The sequence below is a fragment of the Pseudomonas sp. 910_21 genome (genome assembly GCF_052850735.1).
Window position 1 is genome coordinate 1 of record NZ_VXCY01000003.1, and the last position, 16433, is coordinate 16433.

Genomic DNA, 16433 nt, shown 5'->3' on the forward strand with positions numbered 1-16433 from the left:
CGTCGAAAACTGCGCAACTCGTTGAATCTCAAGGAGTTTTCCGTTTCGACTGCGCCGGAAGTGGGGCGAATTATAGAGAGATATAATTCGCCGTCAATACCTATTTCCGATTTTATTCGGATTTAAGCGTAATACGTGCAAATGCCTTCTTGCCGGCCTGGCACACATGGGTCGAACCAACTGCATATATATAGGTACGATCGACAACCTCACCGTCCACCCGCACACCACCCGAACCCAGAAGATCCCGTGCCACTGCAGCGTTCTTCACCAGCCCTGCCTTATTAAGGACAGCTGCAATTGGCATGTCCTCCGTGGCGACCAGCTCGATCTCAGGCAGATCATCAGGCAGCTCACCATCCTTCATGCGGTTGCCTGCTGCGCGGTGAGCATTTGCAGCCGCCTCTTCACCATGGAAGCGCGCAACAATCTCTTCTGCCAGTTTGATCTTGATGTCACGTGGATTGGCGCCCGCCTCGACATCAGCCTTGAATGCATTGATCTCATCCATCGAGCGAAAGCTAAGCAGCTCGAAGTAGCGCCACATCAACGCATCAGGAATAGAAACCAGCTTGCCATACATAACCCCTGGTGCTTCCTGAATGCCTACATAGTTACCCAGGGATTTGGACATTTTCTTAACGCCATCCAACCCCTCAAGCAGAGGCATAGTCAAAATGCACTGAGCCTCCTGACCATAACCACGCTGCAGCTCACGCCCCATCAACAGGTTGAACTTCTGATCGGTACCACCCAACTCGACATCGGCACGCAGAGCCACCGAGTCATACCCCTGCACCAGCGGATACAAGAACTCATGAATGGCAATCGGCTGATTAGTCGAATAGCGCTTGTCGAAGTCATCCCGCTCAAGCATGCGCGCAACGGTGTATTGGGACGTCAGACGAATGAAATCCGCCGGCCCCATCTTGTCCATCCAAGTAGAGTTGAATGCGACCTCAGTCTTAGCAGGATCAAGAATCTTGAAAACCTGACTCTTGTAGGTCTCTGCATTATCCAGAACCTGCTCGCGAGTCAGTGGCGGACGAGTAGCGCTTTTACCACTCGGATCACCGATCATCCCGGTGAAGTCGCCAATCAGGAAGATCACCTGGTGCCCCAGATCCTGAAACTGACGCAGCTTATTAATAAGCACGGTATGACCGAGATGCAGATCTGGAGCCGTTGGATCGAAGCCAGCTTTAATACGCAGCGGCTCGCCGCGCTTGAGCTTCTCGATCAACTCGGACTCGACCAACAACTCTTCCGCACCACGTTTGATCAGCGCTAGCTGCTCTTCAACCGACTTCATAACAGACCCGCAAGGCTCAGATTCAAAAGGGAACCAACCATACAAGATCACGGACTAATTACAAGTTTTGCCCGGCGTACGGGCGCATTCACGCAGCAGAGCGTCCGCGAGCTTGCGTCACAGATGATTTGGTTATATTTTATACAGTTATTTCATCTTCATCATGTCATTCATCTTTTCCATTTCATCTTTTCAAAGTCAAATTACCTATGACCACCGAACCGTCTAAAGCGCCACCGCTTTATCCGAAGAGCCACCTGCTCGCCGCAAGTGGCATCGCAGCCCTTCTAAGCCTGGCGCTACTGGTATTCCCTTCCAGTGATGTAGAAGCCAAAAAGACGACATTGAGCCTTGATCTGGAAAGTCCGATCGAGCAACTGACACAAGATCAAGACGCCGCCTCCGTCGAACAAGCCACAAGTGAAAGCGTTGCCTCTCCTTTCGCGCAGATCGACAACACCGCCGAAGACACCCCGGAGACTGCTGAAGCCGCACCAGCACCCGCTGTCGTGGAAGAGCAGAAAGCCCCAGGCCATAGAGAAGTGATAGTGGCCAAGGGCGATACCTTGTCGACACTCTTCGAGAAGGTTGGCCTACCAGCTACATCCGTTCACGAAGTCCTGGCAAGCGACAAGCAAGCCAAGCAGTTCTCCCAGCTGAAACACGGCCAAAAGCTTGAGTTCGAACTGACTCAAGACGGCCAACTGAACAATCTGCACAGTAAAGTCAGTGATCTGGAAACTATCACCCTGACCAAAGGCCCCAAAGGCTTTACCTTCAACCGAGTGATCACTAAACCAGTAGTCCGCTCGGCTTATGTGCATGGCGTCATCAATAGTTCGCTCTCACAGTCCGCCGCACGTGCCGGCCTGTCCCATAGCCTGACCATGGATATGGCCAACGTTTTCGGCTACGACATCGACTTCGCGCAGGATATTCGCCAGGGCGACGAGTTCGACGTCATCTACGAACAGAAAGTAGCCAACGGCAAAGTAGTCGGTACCGGCAATATCCTTTCCGCACGCTTCACCAACCGCGGCAAAACCTACACCGCCGTGCGTTACACCAACAAACAAGGCTCCAGCAGCTACTACACCGCCGACGGCAATAGCATGCGCAAGGCGTTCATCCGTACGCCAGTGGACTTTGCCCGTATCAGTTCGCGCTTCTCCATGGGTCGCAAACACCCGATTCTGAACAAGATCCGCGCTCACAAGGGCGTCGACTACGCAGCACCACGAGGCACGCCGATCAAGGCCGCCGGTGACGGCAAGGTCTTGCTGGCAGGTCGCCGCGGTGGTTACGGCAACACCGTGATCATCCAGCACGGCAACACCTACCGGACCCTGTATGGCCACATGCAAGGCTTTGCCAAGGGCGTCAAGACCGGCGGCTCGGTGAAACAGGGCCAGGTCATCGGGTATATCGGCACCACAGGCCTGTCTACCGGCCCGCACTTGCACTACGAGTTCCAGGTCAACGGCGTTCACGTGGACCCACTGGGCCAGAAACTGCCGATGGCTGACCCTATCGCCAAGGCAGAGCGGGCTCGCTTCCTGCAGCAGAGCCAACCTCTGATGGCACGGATGGACCAGGAAAAGGCCACCATGCTGGCCTCGAGCAAGCGCTGAGCCATGGCGCTCTATATAGGAGTGATGTCCGGGACCAGCCTCGACGGCCTGGACATTGCCCTGATCGAGCAGAGCCCGGCGATCAGATTGATCGCCACCCACTACATCCCCATGCCAGAAACCCTGCGCGCCGAACTCTTGAGTTTGTGCGCCAGCGGCCCTGACGAGATAGCCCGTTCCGCCATTGCCCAGCAACACTGGGTCAAACTGGCTGCCCAGGGCATCCACCGCCTTCTGCAGCAACAACAACTCCAGACTCAAGACATCCGCGCCATCGGCAGTCACGGGCAGACCGTGCGCCATGAGCCGAGCCGCGGATTTACCGTGCAGATCGGCAACCCGGCATTACTCACAGAACTCACGGGTATTACCGTCGTCAGCGATTTCCGCAGTCGCGACGTGGCTGCCGGTGGCCAAGGCGCCCCCCTGGTCCCAGCCTTTCATGAGGCTCTGTTCGAGCAACACCCAGGGAACCGTGCCGTTCTGAACGTCGGTGGCTTCAGCAACCTGAGCCTGATCGAAACCGCCAAGCCGGTCGCCGGCTTCGATTGTGGCCCCGGCAACGTGCTGCTCGATGCATGGATACAGACTCAACGAGCAGAAACCTTCGACCGCAACGGCCAGTGGGCGGCCAGCGGCCAGCTTGACCAGGCTCTCCTGAAGACCCTCCTCAGCGACCCATTCTTCGCTACTCAAGGCCCGAAGAGCACGGGGCGCGAAGTATTCAACCTCCAGTGGCTGATACGACATCTGGCCCAGCATCCCACCATCCCCGCAGAAGATGTACAGGCCACATTGCTGGAACTGACGGCACTGACCATCGTCGACTCGCTGCAAGCTGCACAAGCCGACACCCAAGAGCTTTTGGTTTGTGGCGGCGGAGCCCATAACGGCACATTGATGCAGCGTCTCACCGCGCTGCTGCCCGGGACACAGGTCAACAGTACCGCCGTTTATGGTGTGGACCCCGACTGGGTAGAAGCCATGGCCTTCGCCTGGCTGGCCCATTGCTGCCTGGAAGGTATCGCCGCCAACCGCCCCAGCGTTACCGGCGCCCGCGGCCTGCGTGTACTGGGCGCCATCTACCCGGCTTGAACCTCAGACAGCAAAACGCCGCAGAGTCGTTAGACACTGCGGCGCTAGGCGAATGGCTTTTGCCGACGGATCAGATCGAGAACGACGACCCGCAACCACAGGTAGTGGTGGCGTTGGGGTTCTTGATCACGAACCGCGAGCCTTCCAGACCTTCCTGGTAGTCCACTTCAGCACCGGCCAAGTACTGAAAACTCATCGGGTCGACCACCAGGCTCACGCCTTCGCGCTCGACAATGGTGTCGTCCTCGGCCACTTCCTCATCAAAAGTGAAACCGTACTGAAACCCCGAACAACCGCCGCCCGTAACGAACACGCGCAGCTTCAAGCGATCATTACCCTCTTCATCGACCAGGGTCTTCACCTTGTGCGCCGCACCTTGAGTGAATTGCAAAGCCGTGGGGGTGAAGGATTCAACGCTCATGCTGACTATCTCCCGGCGTTAAGCCGCCATACTGCGTAATGACGCGCATTATCCGCTTCTCCCAGAAAAGCGGTCAACTATTGTTACGGTATATCAATAGTCGTACCGCTGCCCGTATAACGCAGAAAGGCCCGTCAGACGGGCCTTTCTGTTCAGCGCTAAACCAACCTTAAGGCAGCATGCCTGCGTGGGACAGCCCCAGGCGCTCGTCCAGACCAAACAGGATGTTGAGGTTTTGCACCGCCTGGCCTGAAGCCCCCTTGACCAGATTGTCGATAACCGACAGTACCACCACCAGATCACCATCCTGTGGCCGGTGCACGGCAATCCGGCACACGTTGGCACCCCGCACACTGCGAGTCTCCGGATGACTGCCCGCCGGCATCACATCAACGAAAGGCTCGTTGGCATAACGCTTCTCAAACAGCGCTTGCAGATCAACCGAGCGGTCCACCACCGTCGAGTAGAGCGTCGAGTGAATACCACGAATCATTGGCGTCAGATGCGGAACAAAGGTCAGACCGACGTCCTTGCCTGCCGCCCGACGCAGCCCCTGGCGGATTTCCGGCAAGTGACGATGCCCTTTGACTGCATAGGCCTTCATGCTCTCGGAGGTTTCCGAGTACAGCGAACCGACGCTGGCACCACGGCCTGCGCCACTAACACCGGACTTGCAATCAGCGATCAATCGCGTGGTGTCGACAAGACCGGCCTCCAGCAACGGCAGGAAGCCCAGTTGGGTAGCCGTTGGATAGCACCCGGGAACAGCAATCAGACGAGCCTTCTTGATTTGCTCGCGATTGACTTCCGGTAACCCGTAGACCGCCTCATCCAGCAGCTCAGGAGCGCCATGGGGCTGTCCGTACCATTTGGCCCACTCATCAGCATCCTGCAGACGGAAGTCCGCCGACAAATCGATGACCTTGGTCCCCGCCGCCAGCAATTCGCCGGCCAAGGCATGAGCCACACCGTGAGGTGTCGCAAAGAACACCACATCACAGGCGCCCAGCGTCTTGATGTCCGGCACGCTGAAGGCCAGGCCGTCATAGTGACCGCGCAGGTTCGGGTACATGTCGGCTACGGCCAGGCCCGCCTCGGATCGCGAAGTGATGACTTCCACTCGCGCCTGCGGATGCTGTGCCAACAGACGCAGCAGTTCGACACCGGTGTAACCCGTGCCGCCGACAATACCGACCTTGACCATAAACCTGCCCTCAACGAACCCACTGGAAAGCTGCCGATAATAGGGGCGGCGCGCCCCTGCGACAACCGTCAAGGTGACGTGCGGCCGCTCTACCCTCTACTATCTTCGCCACCGTGAACCTGGGAATAACTAAAAATGCTCTATCTATGGCTCAAAGCCTTTCATATCGTCAGTGTGGTCTGCTGGTTTGCCGGCCTTTTCTACCTGCCACGCCTGTTCGTCTATCACGCCCAAAGTGAAGACAGCATCAGCCGTGAGCGCTTCTGCCTGATGGAACGCAAGCTGTATCGCTTCATCATGGGCCCGGCAATGATCGCCGCGTTGATCTTTGGCATCTGGTTGATCAGCCTCAATCCCAGCGCCTACTTCGGCCAGGGTGGATGGATGCACGCCAAACTGACCCTGGTAGTGATCCTGATCGGGTACCACCACATGTGCGGCGCTCAAGTGAAACGTTTCGCCCGTGGCGAAAACACCCGCAGCCATGTCTTTTATCGCTGGTTCAATGAAGTACCGGTTCTGATATTGCTGGCTATTGTAATTTTGGTCGTTGTACGGCCGTTCTAACTCTTACTAGTCGCTTCCCCTGGGGGTACTCCAATGTCACTGCCCGCTCTGCTCGAACAACGCCTGCGCCTGCCTCTGGTGGCGGCGCCGATGTTCCTGATCTCCAACCCTGAACTGGTCCTGGCCTGCTGTCGCAATGGCGTGGTAGGCAGCTTCCCTGCCCTCAACCAGCGCGAAAGCAGTGGCTTCAAGGCCTGGCTCGAGGAGATCGAAGCAGGGCTGGCCAAGCTGGAGAACCCTGCCCCCTACGCAGTCAACCTGATCGTGCACAACAGCAACCCGCGTCTGCAGGCAGATTTGCAGATCTGCATCGAACACAAGGTGCCGATCGTCATCACCAGCCTGGGCGCGGTCAAGGAAGTGGTAGACGCCGTACACAGCTATGGCGGCCTGGTATTCCATGACGTGACCACTCGCCGACACGCGGAGAAGGCGGCAGAAGCCGGAGTCGACGGACTGATCGCTGTCGCGGCAGGGGCGGGCGGGCATGCCGGCACCTGGAGCCCGTTCTCCCTTATTGCCGAAATTCGCCAGTTCTTCGACAAGACCCTGCTGCTGGCCGGCTGCCTGAACCGCGGTCACGAGATTCTCGCCGCACAGCTGCTTGGCGCCGACCTGGCCTACCTGGGTACCCGTTTTATCGGCACCACCGAAAGCCATGCGCCGGACGCCTATAAAGCGATGCTGCTCAGTTCTCGCGCTGCGGATATCGTGCACACCGCCGCCGTCTCAGGAGTCCCCGCCAGCTTCATGCGCCAGAGCCTGGAAAATGCCGGTTTCGACCTGGCAGCCCTGCAAGGCAAGGGCGAAGTCAACTTCGGCTCCAAGCTCAAGCCCATCAGCGACGAAGCCAAAGCCTGGAAAACCGTATGGTCAGCCGGACAGGGCGTCGGTGAGATCGACGACCTGCCCAGCGTCGATCAACTGATTGCCCGTCTGGACAGCGAATACCAAGCCGCTCAGGAAAGCTCGGCCCAACTCAGTAAACGCTGGCCACGCTAACCAGTTCTCATTGTTTTTTGGCCAGCCGGGTGGCGCTGGCCTTAAACTATGCATCTTTTATGTAAGCCTTCTTTTCAAGTGACAGGGATGCCCCCATGAGCGAGACCCGCTACAAGATTGTTTTCGACGGCACATTGCTGCCCGGTGTCGAAAAATCCACTGCCCAACTGAACCTGGCCGAACTGTTCAAAAGTGACACAGCTGCAGTAGAGCGCCTGTTCAATGGCCAGCGGGTGGAGCTCAAGCGCGACCTGACCCAGGCGGATGCCCAACGGTATCTGGAAGCCCTGACAAATGCCGGGATCGATGCTCGCATCGAGGCTGAACCAAGCCTGGATCTGAACCTGGACTCGATAACCCAGGCCCCCAGCCCCGCCAGTATCAGCGAGTCGCCCTATGCCCCTCCGCGAGCGGCAGTCGGTGAAACCCTGCCTCAATACGCCAATCTCAATGTATTCAGCTTCGAAGGCCGTATCGGTCGCCTGCGCTATCTGGCCTGGACCCTGGTCCTGACGGTAGCCATGCTGGCGGTGGTCGGGGTAGGCGCCTTCTTCGGTATTCTTACCGCAGCGGTACTCAACTCCACGCTCCTCACCGGGCTGGGGATCATCGGTGGTGTCGTGGCATTCATCGGTTTCCTCGTCGTCAGCATCCAGATCAGCGTACAGCGCCTGCATGACCTGGGCTGGTCCGGCTGGCTCTGGCTGCTGAACTTCGTGCCTATCGTCGGCAGCATCTTCCCTCTGGTCCTCATGGTCAGCCCCGGCAGCAACGTCGCCAACCGCTACGGCGCCCCGCCACCGCCCAACACCACAGCGGTCAAGGTCCTGTCCTGGATGTGGGTGGTACTGATCGTCCTCCTCATCGTCGGCATGGTAGCCGGAGGTCTGAGCTCCCTCGAAGACCGCTACAGCGAAACCAGCTACAGCGAAACCATCGACTCCACCAGCGCCGATGAGGACGCTGAACCAGCCGATAGTGCCGCACCCTCTGTAGAATCCGAGCAAGAATAAACGCGCCCGAGCCTGCGACCTTTCCTGTCGCAGGCAGCCGGCCGTTGCGATGGAGAAATGCATGACCCGTTACGCTCTGATCACCGGTGCTTCCAGCGGCATAGGCCTGGCCCTGGCCGAAGCACTGGCCCGGCGTGGCCGCAACCTGATTCTGGTGGCCCGTCAGCGTGATCAGCTGGAAAGCATCGCCCTGGAGCTGACCCAACGCTTCGGTGTCGAAGTATTGTTCCGGGCCTGCGATCTGGGAGAGCCTCTGCGACTGTCCGGCTTCCTGCTGGAACTTGAGGAAGGCGACCGCCAGATCGACCTGCTGGTCAACTGCGCCGGTATCGGCACCAGCGGCCCATTCCTGGCCCAGGACTGGATGACCGAACAAGACCTGATCGAGGTCAACATCCTCGCCCTCACCCGCCTTTGCCATGCCTTGGGCAACAGCATGGCTCTGCTGGGTGGCGGACAGATTCTCAACGTCGCCTCGGTAGCGGCCTTCTATCCCGGCCCCTGGATGAGTACCTACTACGCCAGCAAGGCCTATGTCCTGCACTTTTCCGAAGGGCTTCGGGAAGAACTGAAAAAATGCGCGGTCAAGGTCTCGGTGCTCTGCCCCGGCCCCACACGCACCGCGTTCTTCCGCACCGCGCAGATGGACACCCAGAAGCTCAACGACAGCAAGTTGCTCATGAGCCCAGAGGAAGTCGCCCTGTACGCAGTCCGAGCCCTGGAAAAGAACCGCGCCATCATCATCCCCGGCCGCTTGAACCGCTGGATGGCCTTCAGCAGCCGTCTGGGCTCTCGCTGGCTGACCCGCAAGATCGTCGGTTACTTCAATCGGGCCTATTGCCCACGTTAGATGTTCGGGCTGGGCGCACATTGTGAGCCTGAGTACACTCCCCCGGACCAACCCAATGGAGAAACAGCTGTGGATACTCTGTTCACCAAGATCATCAACAGAGAAATACCCGCGAAGATTATCTACGAGGACGACCAGGTTCTGGCCTTCCACGATATTGCTCCGCAAGCGCCGGTGCACTTCCTGGTCATTCCGAAGAAGCCCATTCGCACCCTCAACGACCTCACCGAGGACGACAAGACCCTAGCCGGACACATCCTGTTCACCGCCCAGCGCCTGGCCAAGGAACAAGGTTGTGAAGACGGCTTCCGGGTTGTGATGAACTGCAATGAGCTGGGCGGTCAGACCGTCTACCACATTCATATGCACGTGCTGGGTCAGCGTCAGATGAACTGGCCTCCGGGCTGATTGCCTCGCTGACACTCGTGTGCCGCGCCCTCTCGCCCACTCCCAGGCGAGGGTGCGCTGATCCAGCGCAGTTTTCACCCTATCGATTGGAGTAAACTGGCCGCCGTGATTCTTCCCGGAGATAAGCATGACTACCCAACGTCACTACTCGCCGATTGACCGTCTGCTGCTGCAAGCCGACATGGCAATGCGTACGCTGCTGCCTTTCAGCGGCCAACCTTATCGCCCGTCACCGGCCATCGTGCAGCCGGAAGCGCAGATGAGTGACGAGGATACCCGGCACGTCGCCGGCCTGATGCGCATCAATCACACCGGGGAAGTCTGCGCCCAGGCGCTCTATCAGGGCCAGGCCCTGACTGCCAAGCTGCCCCAGGTACGCCAGGCCATGGAGCATGCTGCCGAAGAGGAAATCGACCACCTGGCCTGGTGCGAACAGCGCATCCGCCAACTGGGCAGCCACCCCAGCGTTCTCAACCCGTTGTTCTATGGCTTGTCATTCGGCATCGGCGCTGCCGCTGGCCTGATCAGCGACAAAGTCAGCCTGGGGTTCGTCGCCGCCACCGAAGACCAGGTCTGCAAGCACCTGAACGAGCATCTGGAACAACTGCCGGCAGAAGACGAAAAGTCCCGGGCCATTCTGGAGCAGATGCGCATCGACGAAGAGCACCACGCCGAGACAGCACTCGAAGCGGGCGGCTTCCGTTTCCCGGCACCGGTGAAGTTCGGTATGAGCCTGTTGGCCAAGGTCATGACCAAGAGCACCTATCGGATCTGATCCCGGCCAGTACCGGGCACAAGAAAGGGCGCTCTTGAGGCGCCCTTTTCTTTTGCCGATGAACTGCGCCCCGACTCAACCCAACTCGACGATTTCGTAATCGTGGGTAATGGCCACGCCGGCAGCGCCAAGCATGATCGAAGCCGAGCAATACTTCTCGGCGGACAGTTCGATGGCCCGCTTGACCTGAGCTTCCTTCAGCCCACGCCCCTTGACCACGAAATGCATGTGTATCTTGGTGAAGACCTTCGGGTCTTCAGTAGCACGCTCGGCGTCAAGGAAGGCCTCACAGCTTTCAACCGCCTGACGCGACTTCTTCAGGATGCTGACCACGTCGAAATTGCTGCAACCGCCCACACCGAGCAGGAGCATCTCCATGGGGCGAACACCCAGGTTGCGTCCACCGGCTTCTGGCGGCCCGTCCATCACCACAACGTGGCCACTGCCCGACTCACCGAGGAACATGGCTTCGCCAGCCCATTGGATGCGTGCCTTCATCGCCAAGACTCCACTGTAAAAAAAGGGTCGCCAGCTTAGCACAGGGTTTTGCACGGGCCGCGCTTTGCACGTTCACGGCTGATCACCGATCCTCACTAAGAAAAATCTTAAATCCACCAAGGATGTGTCTGTTAAGCTGACGCCAAATGACTGGCGTTTAGCCAGCGTTCAACGTCCTCGTTTTACGCCCATAAAAAATCACCTCATACCGTGCAGTCTTCTCGGGATACAACCATGGTTGCTATTGCCCCCACCCCCAGGATCAAAAATCTCGACAAGTTGCTGATGCACTGTCAACGCCGCCGGTATCAGGCCAAGAGCAACATCATCTGCGCCGGTGATGCATCCGACAGCCTGTACTTCATCATCAAGGGCTCGGTGACCATCCTCATCGAGGACGACGATGGCCGGGAGATGATCATCGCCTACCTCAACGCCGGGGATTTCTTCGGTGAACTGGGACTTTTCGAAGAGGCCGGTCACGAACAGCAGCGCAGCGCCTGGGTACGGACCAAGGTGGAATGCGAAGTCGCCGAGATCAGCTACGCCAAGTTTCGCGAACTGTCGCAGAACGACCCGGACATTCTGTACGTCCTCAGCGGGCAGATTGCCCAGCGCCTGCGCAATACCACGCGCAAGGTCGGCGACCTGGCGTTCTTCGACGTGACCGGACGGGTTGCCCGCTGCCTGCTGGAGCTGTGCAAGCAACCGGATGCCATGACCCATCCCGACGGCATGCAGATCAAGATCACTCGCCAGGAGATTGGCCGGATTGTCGGCTGCTCCCGAGAGATGGTCGGCCGCGTCCTCAAGGATCTTGAGGAGCGCAACCTGGTTCACGTCAAAGGCAAGACCATGGTGGTGTTCGGCACCCGCTAATCCGGCAGAAAGCTCTTGAGCATCTGCCGGTACAGACTGTCCAGCCGGGCCATGGCATCTGCTGCGGTAAACGCCTCATGCAGGGCAATATGGCTTTCGGCCCGGCAACGCTGCTCCAGGCCGCAAGCCTGATTGAAGGTATTGACCGCCCCCACCATCGAATCACGCTCGTTATCCAGCAGCAGGGCACCGTGTACCAGCCCCACAGGGCGCTGTCCGCCTTTGCTCTGGCGCCAGCGCTGGGCTGTACCGACCATCTTGCGCCCCTCCAGATTGACGTTGAAACGCCCATCGCAAAAGGCTCCGTCCACCTCCCCCAGCGACGGACTGCCTCCCAGTTCACTGAGCAGATCGCAAATCGGCTGGCACAGACGCCGATAGGCTGTTTCGATCCGCCCCTGATCCCCCTCGCTGCGCGGTGGCGCATAGACCAGCGCGATATTCACCGTGGCGGCCGATTGCGGGACCGGCTCACCGCCGGTTTCCCGCAGCAGCACCGGCCAGCCGTTGGCCGCCGACGCCTGACAGGCCTGCTCGAACCCCGGCAGGCGACTCAAGCGCCGAGGCATCACCAGCGCCCGGTCGCTGGGCTGCCAGAACAGCAGCCCAAACTCCTGCTCGCCAGCGCACACCAGCGCCAACAGATCCTGTTCGGCCTGCAGGCCAGCTTCGACAGTCAAGGCAAGGGGTTGGGTCATGACAGTGGAAATCCTTTGCGATAGATATGAAAAAGCCGGCATCGCCGGCTTATTCATTGTTTCAGGTTCAGTCCAGAGTCGAGCCGCTGACCGGTACGCCGCGCTCGGGGAAGAACAGGCGTTGCAACTCGCTGCCCGGGCTCTCCGCGCGCATGAATGCCTCGCCCACCAGGAACGAATAGACATCGCTGATTTCCATCAGCTCGACATCGGCACGGTTGAGAATGCCACTCTCGGTAATCACCAGGCGATCGCGAGGAATCCGCGGCAGTAGGTCGAGAGTGGTTTCCAGGTCGACTTCGAAGGTATGCAAATTACGGTTGTTGACCCCCACCAACGGTGTATCAAGGGTCTTCAGCGCCCGCTCCAACTCGTCGCCGTCGTGCACTTCCACCAGCACATCCAGACCGACGCCCTTGGCCACCGCAGCCAACTCGGCCATCCGCTTGTCGTCCAGCGCGGCGACAATCAGCAGCACACAGTCAGCCCCAAGCGCACGGGCTTCGACGATCTGATAGGGATCGATCATGAAATCCTTGCGGATCACCGGCAGTTTGCAGGCCGCGCGAGCCTGCTGCAGGTAGGCATCGGCCCCCTGGAAGTAATCGACGTCAGTCAACACCGACAGGCAAGTGGCACCGCCCTTCTCGTAACTCTTGGCGATATCTGCCGGCACGAAGTTTTCGCGGATCACACCTTTGCTCGGAGAAGCTTTCTTGATCTCGGCAATCACCGCTGGCTGCTTGAGCTTGACCTGCTCCTGCAACGCCCTGGCGAAGCCCCGCGGCGCATCGGCTGCCCGCGCCAGGCTCTCCAGCTCGGCCAGACTGACGCGAGCACTGCGCTCAGCCACTTCCTCAACCTTGCGGGCAAGGATATTTTCCAGAACTGTCGGCACACTCATCCTTCATTCTCCTGCTTGAACACCGCGGTAAAGGCGCCCAGTTCTTCGAGCTTTTCCCGGGCCAGGCCGGTGTGCAAGGCATCGTGCGCCAGTGCCACGCCCTCTTTCAAGCTGCTGGCATGATCCGCGGCATACAGCGCCGCACCGGCATTGAGCACAATCATCTCGGCAGCCTTCTGACCGTGCTCGGTCTTGCGACGCCCCAAGGCATCGCGGATCAGCTCAAGGGAAGCCGCCGGGCTCTCGACCACCAGGCCAAACAGACTCTGGCTCTTCATGCCCAAGTCCTCGGGCTGTACCCAGTACTCAGTGATCTGATCGTTCTTCAGCTCGGCGACATAGGTCGGCGCCGCCAGGCTGAACTCGTCCAGGCCATCCTGGGAATGCACCACCAAGACGTGCTTGCTGCCCAGACGTTGCAAGACTTCAGCCAATGGCCGGCACAAGGCTTGAGTGAATACTCCCACCACCTGATGTTTCACGCCGGCCGGATTCGTAAGCGGGCCAAGCATGTTGAACAGGGTGCGTAGGCCGAGGTCACGGCGCGGGCCGGCGGCATATTTCATGGCACCGTGGTGAGACTGGGCAAACATGAAACCGATGCCGACGTTGTCGATGCAGCGCGCCACCTGGACCGGCGTCAGGTTCAGGTAGATCCCGGCCGCTTCCAACAGATCGGCGCTGCCGCTCTTGCCGGATACCGCCCGGTTACCATGCTTGGCGACAGTGCAGCCGGCAGCGGCAACGACAAAGGAAGACGCTGTGGAAACGTTGAAAATGTTCGCACCGTCACCGCCGGTACCGACCACATCCACCACGCCGTCGAGGGTTTTCAGTTCGACCTTGTCCGCCAGTTCGCGCATCACCGATACCGCGCCGACGATCTCGTCGATACTTTCGCTTTTCATGCGCATGGCCATCATGAAGGCGCCAATCTGCGCATCGGTGCATTGGCCGGTCATGATTTCACGCATCACCGAGCGCATCTCATCGGTGCTCAGGTCCAGATGGCCGACAATACGGCTCAGGGCAGTCTTGATATCCATGAAAAGTCCTTAGCGCGTGCCGCCGCTCTGTTTGAGAAAGTTGGCGAACAGCTCGTGGCCCTGCTCGGTGAGGATAGACTCGGGGTGAAATTGCACACCCTCGATATTCAGCGTCTTGTGGCGCAGCCCCATGATTTCGTCAACGGAGCCGTCTTCCAGCTGGGTCCAGGCCGTGACTTCGAGGCACTCGGGCAGGCTCTCGTGCTTGACCACCAGTGAGTGGTAACGGGTCACGGTCAGCGGCATGTTCAAACCGCTGAACACGCCCAGGTCACGGTGATACACCGGGCTGGTCTTGCCGTGCATCACTTGCCGGGCTCGCACCACTTGGCCACCAAAGGCCTGGCCGATGGACTGGTGGCCCAGGCATACACCCAGAATCGGCAGTTTGCCGGCGAAATGCTTGATCGCCTCGATGGAGATACCGGCTTCGGTCGGCGTGCAAGGGCCAGGCGAGACCACGATACGCTCGGGCTTGAGGGCTTCGATTTCAGCCACGCTCAGCTCGTCATTGCGTACCACTTTCACTTCGGCACCCAACTCGCCCAGGTACTGGACGACGTTATAGGTGAAGGAGTCGTAGTTATCGATCATCAGCAACATTATGGAAACTCCTCAAACCTTGGATGCGGGGGTTTGTTCTGCCAGTGCCACGGCACGGAACATTGCGCGACGCTTGTTCAGCGTCTCTTCCCACTCCAGGGTCGGCACTGAGTCGGCGACAATCCCGCCACCGGCCTGTACATGCAGCTCACCGTTCTTGATCACCGCCGTGCGAATGGCAATGGCGGTATCCATGTTGCCGTTCCAGGCGAAGTAACCCACGGCGCCGCCGTAGACCCCGCGCTTGACCGGCTCCAGCTCGTCGATGATTTCCATGGCGCGGATCTTCGGCGCCCCGGACAAGGTCCCTGCCGGCAGGATCGCCCGCAGAGCGTCCATCGCCGTCAGCCCGGCTTTCAGTTGACCGGTGACGTTGGAGACGATGTGCATCACGTTGGAATAACGCTCGATCACCATCTTCTCGGTGAGTTTCACGCTGCCAATTTCGGATACGCGACCGGTGTCGTTGCGCCCCAGGTCGATCAGCATCAGGTGTTCGGCGATCTCCTTGGCGTCCGACAGCAGGTCCTGCTCCAGGGCCAGGTCGGCTTCCTCGGTGGCGCCCCGCGGACGAGTGCCGGCGATTGGCCGCACGGTGATCAGATTGTCCTCAACCCGCACCAGCACCTCCGGCGAGCTGCCCACTACATGGAAGTCGCCGAAGTTGAAGAAGTACATATAGGGAGTCGGGTTGAAGCAGCGCAGCGCCCGGTACAGATCGATGGGCGCAGCCTTGAAATCAATGGACATGCGCTGGGACGGCACCACCTGCATGCAGTCACCGGCCAGGATGTATTCCTTGATGGTGTCCACGGCCCGCTCGTAGTCCGCCTGGGTGAAGCTGGAGCGGAATACCGGATCGGCCGCCTGCTGCTTGCTGAAGTCCAGCCCGGGACGCGGAGTGATCGGCTGACGCAGTTGCGCAAGCAACTCCTGCAAACGCGCCTGCCCGGCCTCAAAGGCGTTGTCCTGGCTGGGGTCGGCCAGCACGATGGCGTGCATCTTGCCCGCCAGGTTGTCGAACACCACCACCGCATCGGAGACCATCAGCAGGATATCCGGCACGCCGATCGGGTCCGGATTCGGGCACTGGCCCAGACGCGGCTCGACATAACGCACGCAGTCATAGCCGAAATACCCCACCAAGCCACCGTTGAAGCGTGGCAGACCGGCGATGGTCGGCACGTTGTAACGGGCTTTGAATTCCTCGACGAAGGCCAGTGGATCAGCCACTTCATGGCTTTCGATCTCGACGCCGTCATGGGTCACGCTGACCTGATGCCCGTGCACACGCAATACGGTGCGGCACGGCAGGCCGATGATCGAATAACGCCCCCACTTCTCACCGCCTTGCACCGACTCCAGCAAGTAGGAGTTGGGCTGATCGGCCAGTTTCAGGTAGATCGACAGCGGCGTGTCGAAGTCGGCAAGGGTTTCGCAGGCCAGCGGGATACGGTTGTAACCGGCTGCGGCCAAACGCAGGAATTCTTCGCGAATCATGGGGTGCCTCGTGGCTTGAGGGTCTAA

At 59.3% G+C, this 16433-nt stretch carries 18 protein-coding genes; 9 read left to right on the forward strand and 9 right to left on the reverse strand.

Annotated elements, in window-relative coordinates; genetic code table 11:
• Positions 1-112 precede the first annotated feature (112 nt).
• Positions 113-1312, reverse strand: a complete 1200-nt coding sequence (gene tyrS, locus FW796_RS10000) for a tyrosine--tRNA ligase (RefSeq protein ID WP_404937778.1) — start codon at positions 1310-1312, stop codon at positions 113-115.
• 209 nt (positions 1313-1521) lie between these two features.
• Here tyrS and FW796_RS10005 point away from each other — a divergent pair, with 209 nt between their 5' ends.
• The gene (locus FW796_RS10005; RefSeq protein WP_404940114.1) at positions 1522-2943 is read left to right on the forward strand and encodes a peptidoglycan DD-metalloendopeptidase family protein; all 1422 of its coding nucleotides are present in this window, start codon (positions 1522-1524) and stop codon (positions 2941-2943) included.
• 3 nt (positions 2944-2946) lie between these two features.
• Positions 2947-4038: an anhydro-N-acetylmuramic acid kinase gene (locus FW796_RS10010; RefSeq protein ID WP_446439314.1), complete on the forward strand. Its 1092-nt coding sequence runs from the start codon at positions 2947-2949 to the stop codon at positions 4036-4038.
• Between the two features lie 70 nt (positions 4039-4108).
• On the opposite strand, the gene erpA is transcribed toward FW796_RS10010, so the two are convergent.
• The gene (gene erpA / locus FW796_RS10015) at positions 4109-4459 is read right to left on the reverse strand and encodes an iron-sulfur cluster insertion protein ErpA (protein ID WP_011063789.1); all 351 of its coding nucleotides are present in this window, start codon (positions 4457-4459) and stop codon (positions 4109-4111) included.
• A 169-nt stretch (positions 4460-4628) separates the two neighbouring features.
• Positions 4629-5663, reverse strand: coding sequence for an N-acetyl-gamma-glutamyl-phosphate reductase (gene argC, locus FW796_RS10020; protein ID WP_346633070.1), 1035 nt, complete (start codon positions 5661-5663; stop codon positions 4629-4631).
• 135 nt (positions 5664-5798) lie between these two features.
• On the opposite strand from argC, the gene hemJ reads away from it, so the two are divergent.
• From hemJ to coq7, 6 genes are all read left to right on the forward strand, one after another.
• Positions 5799-6230, forward strand: coding sequence for a protoporphyrinogen oxidase HemJ (gene hemJ, locus FW796_RS10025; protein WP_011063791.1), 432 nt, complete (start codon positions 5799-5801; stop codon positions 6228-6230).
• Between the two features lie 33 nt (positions 6231-6263).
• Complete coding sequence (locus FW796_RS10030; protein ID WP_404937780.1) at positions 6264-7232, forward strand: NAD(P)H-dependent flavin oxidoreductase; 969 nt, start codon at positions 6264-6266, stop codon at positions 7230-7232.
• 95 nt (positions 7233-7327) lie between these two features.
• A complete protein-coding gene (locus FW796_RS10035) occupies positions 7328-8245 on the forward strand; it encodes a DUF805 domain-containing protein (protein WP_346633072.1) in 918 nt (305 codons plus the stop codon).
• Between the two features lie 61 nt (positions 8246-8306).
• Positions 8307-9095: an SDR family NAD(P)-dependent oxidoreductase gene (locus FW796_RS10040; RefSeq protein WP_346633073.1), complete on the forward strand. Its 789-nt coding sequence runs from the start codon at positions 8307-8309 to the stop codon at positions 9093-9095.
• Positions 9096-9164: 69 nt separating this feature from the next.
• The gene (locus FW796_RS10045) at positions 9165-9503 is read left to right on the forward strand and encodes a histidine triad nucleotide-binding protein (protein WP_011063795.1); all 339 of its coding nucleotides are present in this window, start codon (positions 9165-9167) and stop codon (positions 9501-9503) included.
• A 127-nt stretch (positions 9504-9630) separates the two neighbouring features.
• Positions 9631-10278, forward strand: a complete 648-nt coding sequence (gene coq7, locus FW796_RS10050) for a 2-polyprenyl-3-methyl-6-methoxy-1,4-benzoquinone monooxygenase (RefSeq protein WP_011063796.1) — start codon at positions 9631-9633, stop codon at positions 10276-10278.
• Positions 10279-10353: 75 nt separating this feature from the next.
• On the opposite strand, the gene FW796_RS10055 is transcribed toward coq7, so the two are convergent.
• A complete protein-coding gene (locus tag FW796_RS10055) occupies positions 10354-10776 on the reverse strand; it encodes an OsmC family protein (protein ID WP_009045862.1) in 423 nt (140 codons plus the stop codon).
• Between the two features lie 234 nt (positions 10777-11010).
• On the opposite strand from FW796_RS10055, the gene crp reads away from it, so the two are divergent.
• Positions 11011-11655 (forward strand): cAMP-activated global transcriptional regulator CRP, encoded by a 645-nt coding sequence (gene crp, locus FW796_RS10060; RefSeq protein WP_123389764.1) that lies wholly within the window; start codon positions 11011-11013, stop codon positions 11653-11655.
• Here the strand turns inward: crp and FW796_RS10065 are convergent.
• The 5 genes from FW796_RS10065 to trpE form a co-directional block, all read right to left on the reverse strand.
• On the reverse strand, positions 11652-12353 hold the full coding sequence (locus FW796_RS10065; protein ID WP_346633074.1) for a lipoate--protein ligase family protein: 702 nt from the start codon (positions 12351-12353) through the stop codon (positions 11652-11654). The genes crp and FW796_RS10065 overlap by 4 nt on opposite strands.
• 67 nt (positions 12354-12420) lie before the next feature.
• The gene (gene trpC / locus FW796_RS10070) at positions 12421-13257 is read right to left on the reverse strand and encodes an indole-3-glycerol phosphate synthase TrpC (RefSeq protein ID WP_346633075.1); all 837 of its coding nucleotides are present in this window, start codon (positions 13255-13257) and stop codon (positions 12421-12423) included.
• Positions 13254-14303: an anthranilate phosphoribosyltransferase gene (gene trpD, locus FW796_RS10075; RefSeq protein WP_346633076.1), complete on the reverse strand. Its 1050-nt coding sequence runs from the start codon at positions 14301-14303 to the stop codon at positions 13254-13256. Before trpD ends, trpC begins: the two co-directional genes overlap by 4 nt.
• A 9-nt stretch (positions 14304-14312) precedes the next feature.
• Positions 14313-14906, reverse strand: coding sequence for an aminodeoxychorismate/anthranilate synthase component II (locus FW796_RS10080; protein WP_446439315.1), 594 nt, complete (start codon positions 14904-14906; stop codon positions 14313-14315).
• 12 nt (positions 14907-14918) lie between these two features.
• Entirely contained in the window at positions 14919-16406 is a 1488-nt protein-coding gene (trpE, locus tag FW796_RS10085; protein WP_346633078.1) for an anthranilate synthase component I, read from the reverse strand.
• Positions 16407-16433 lie beyond the last annotated feature (27 nt).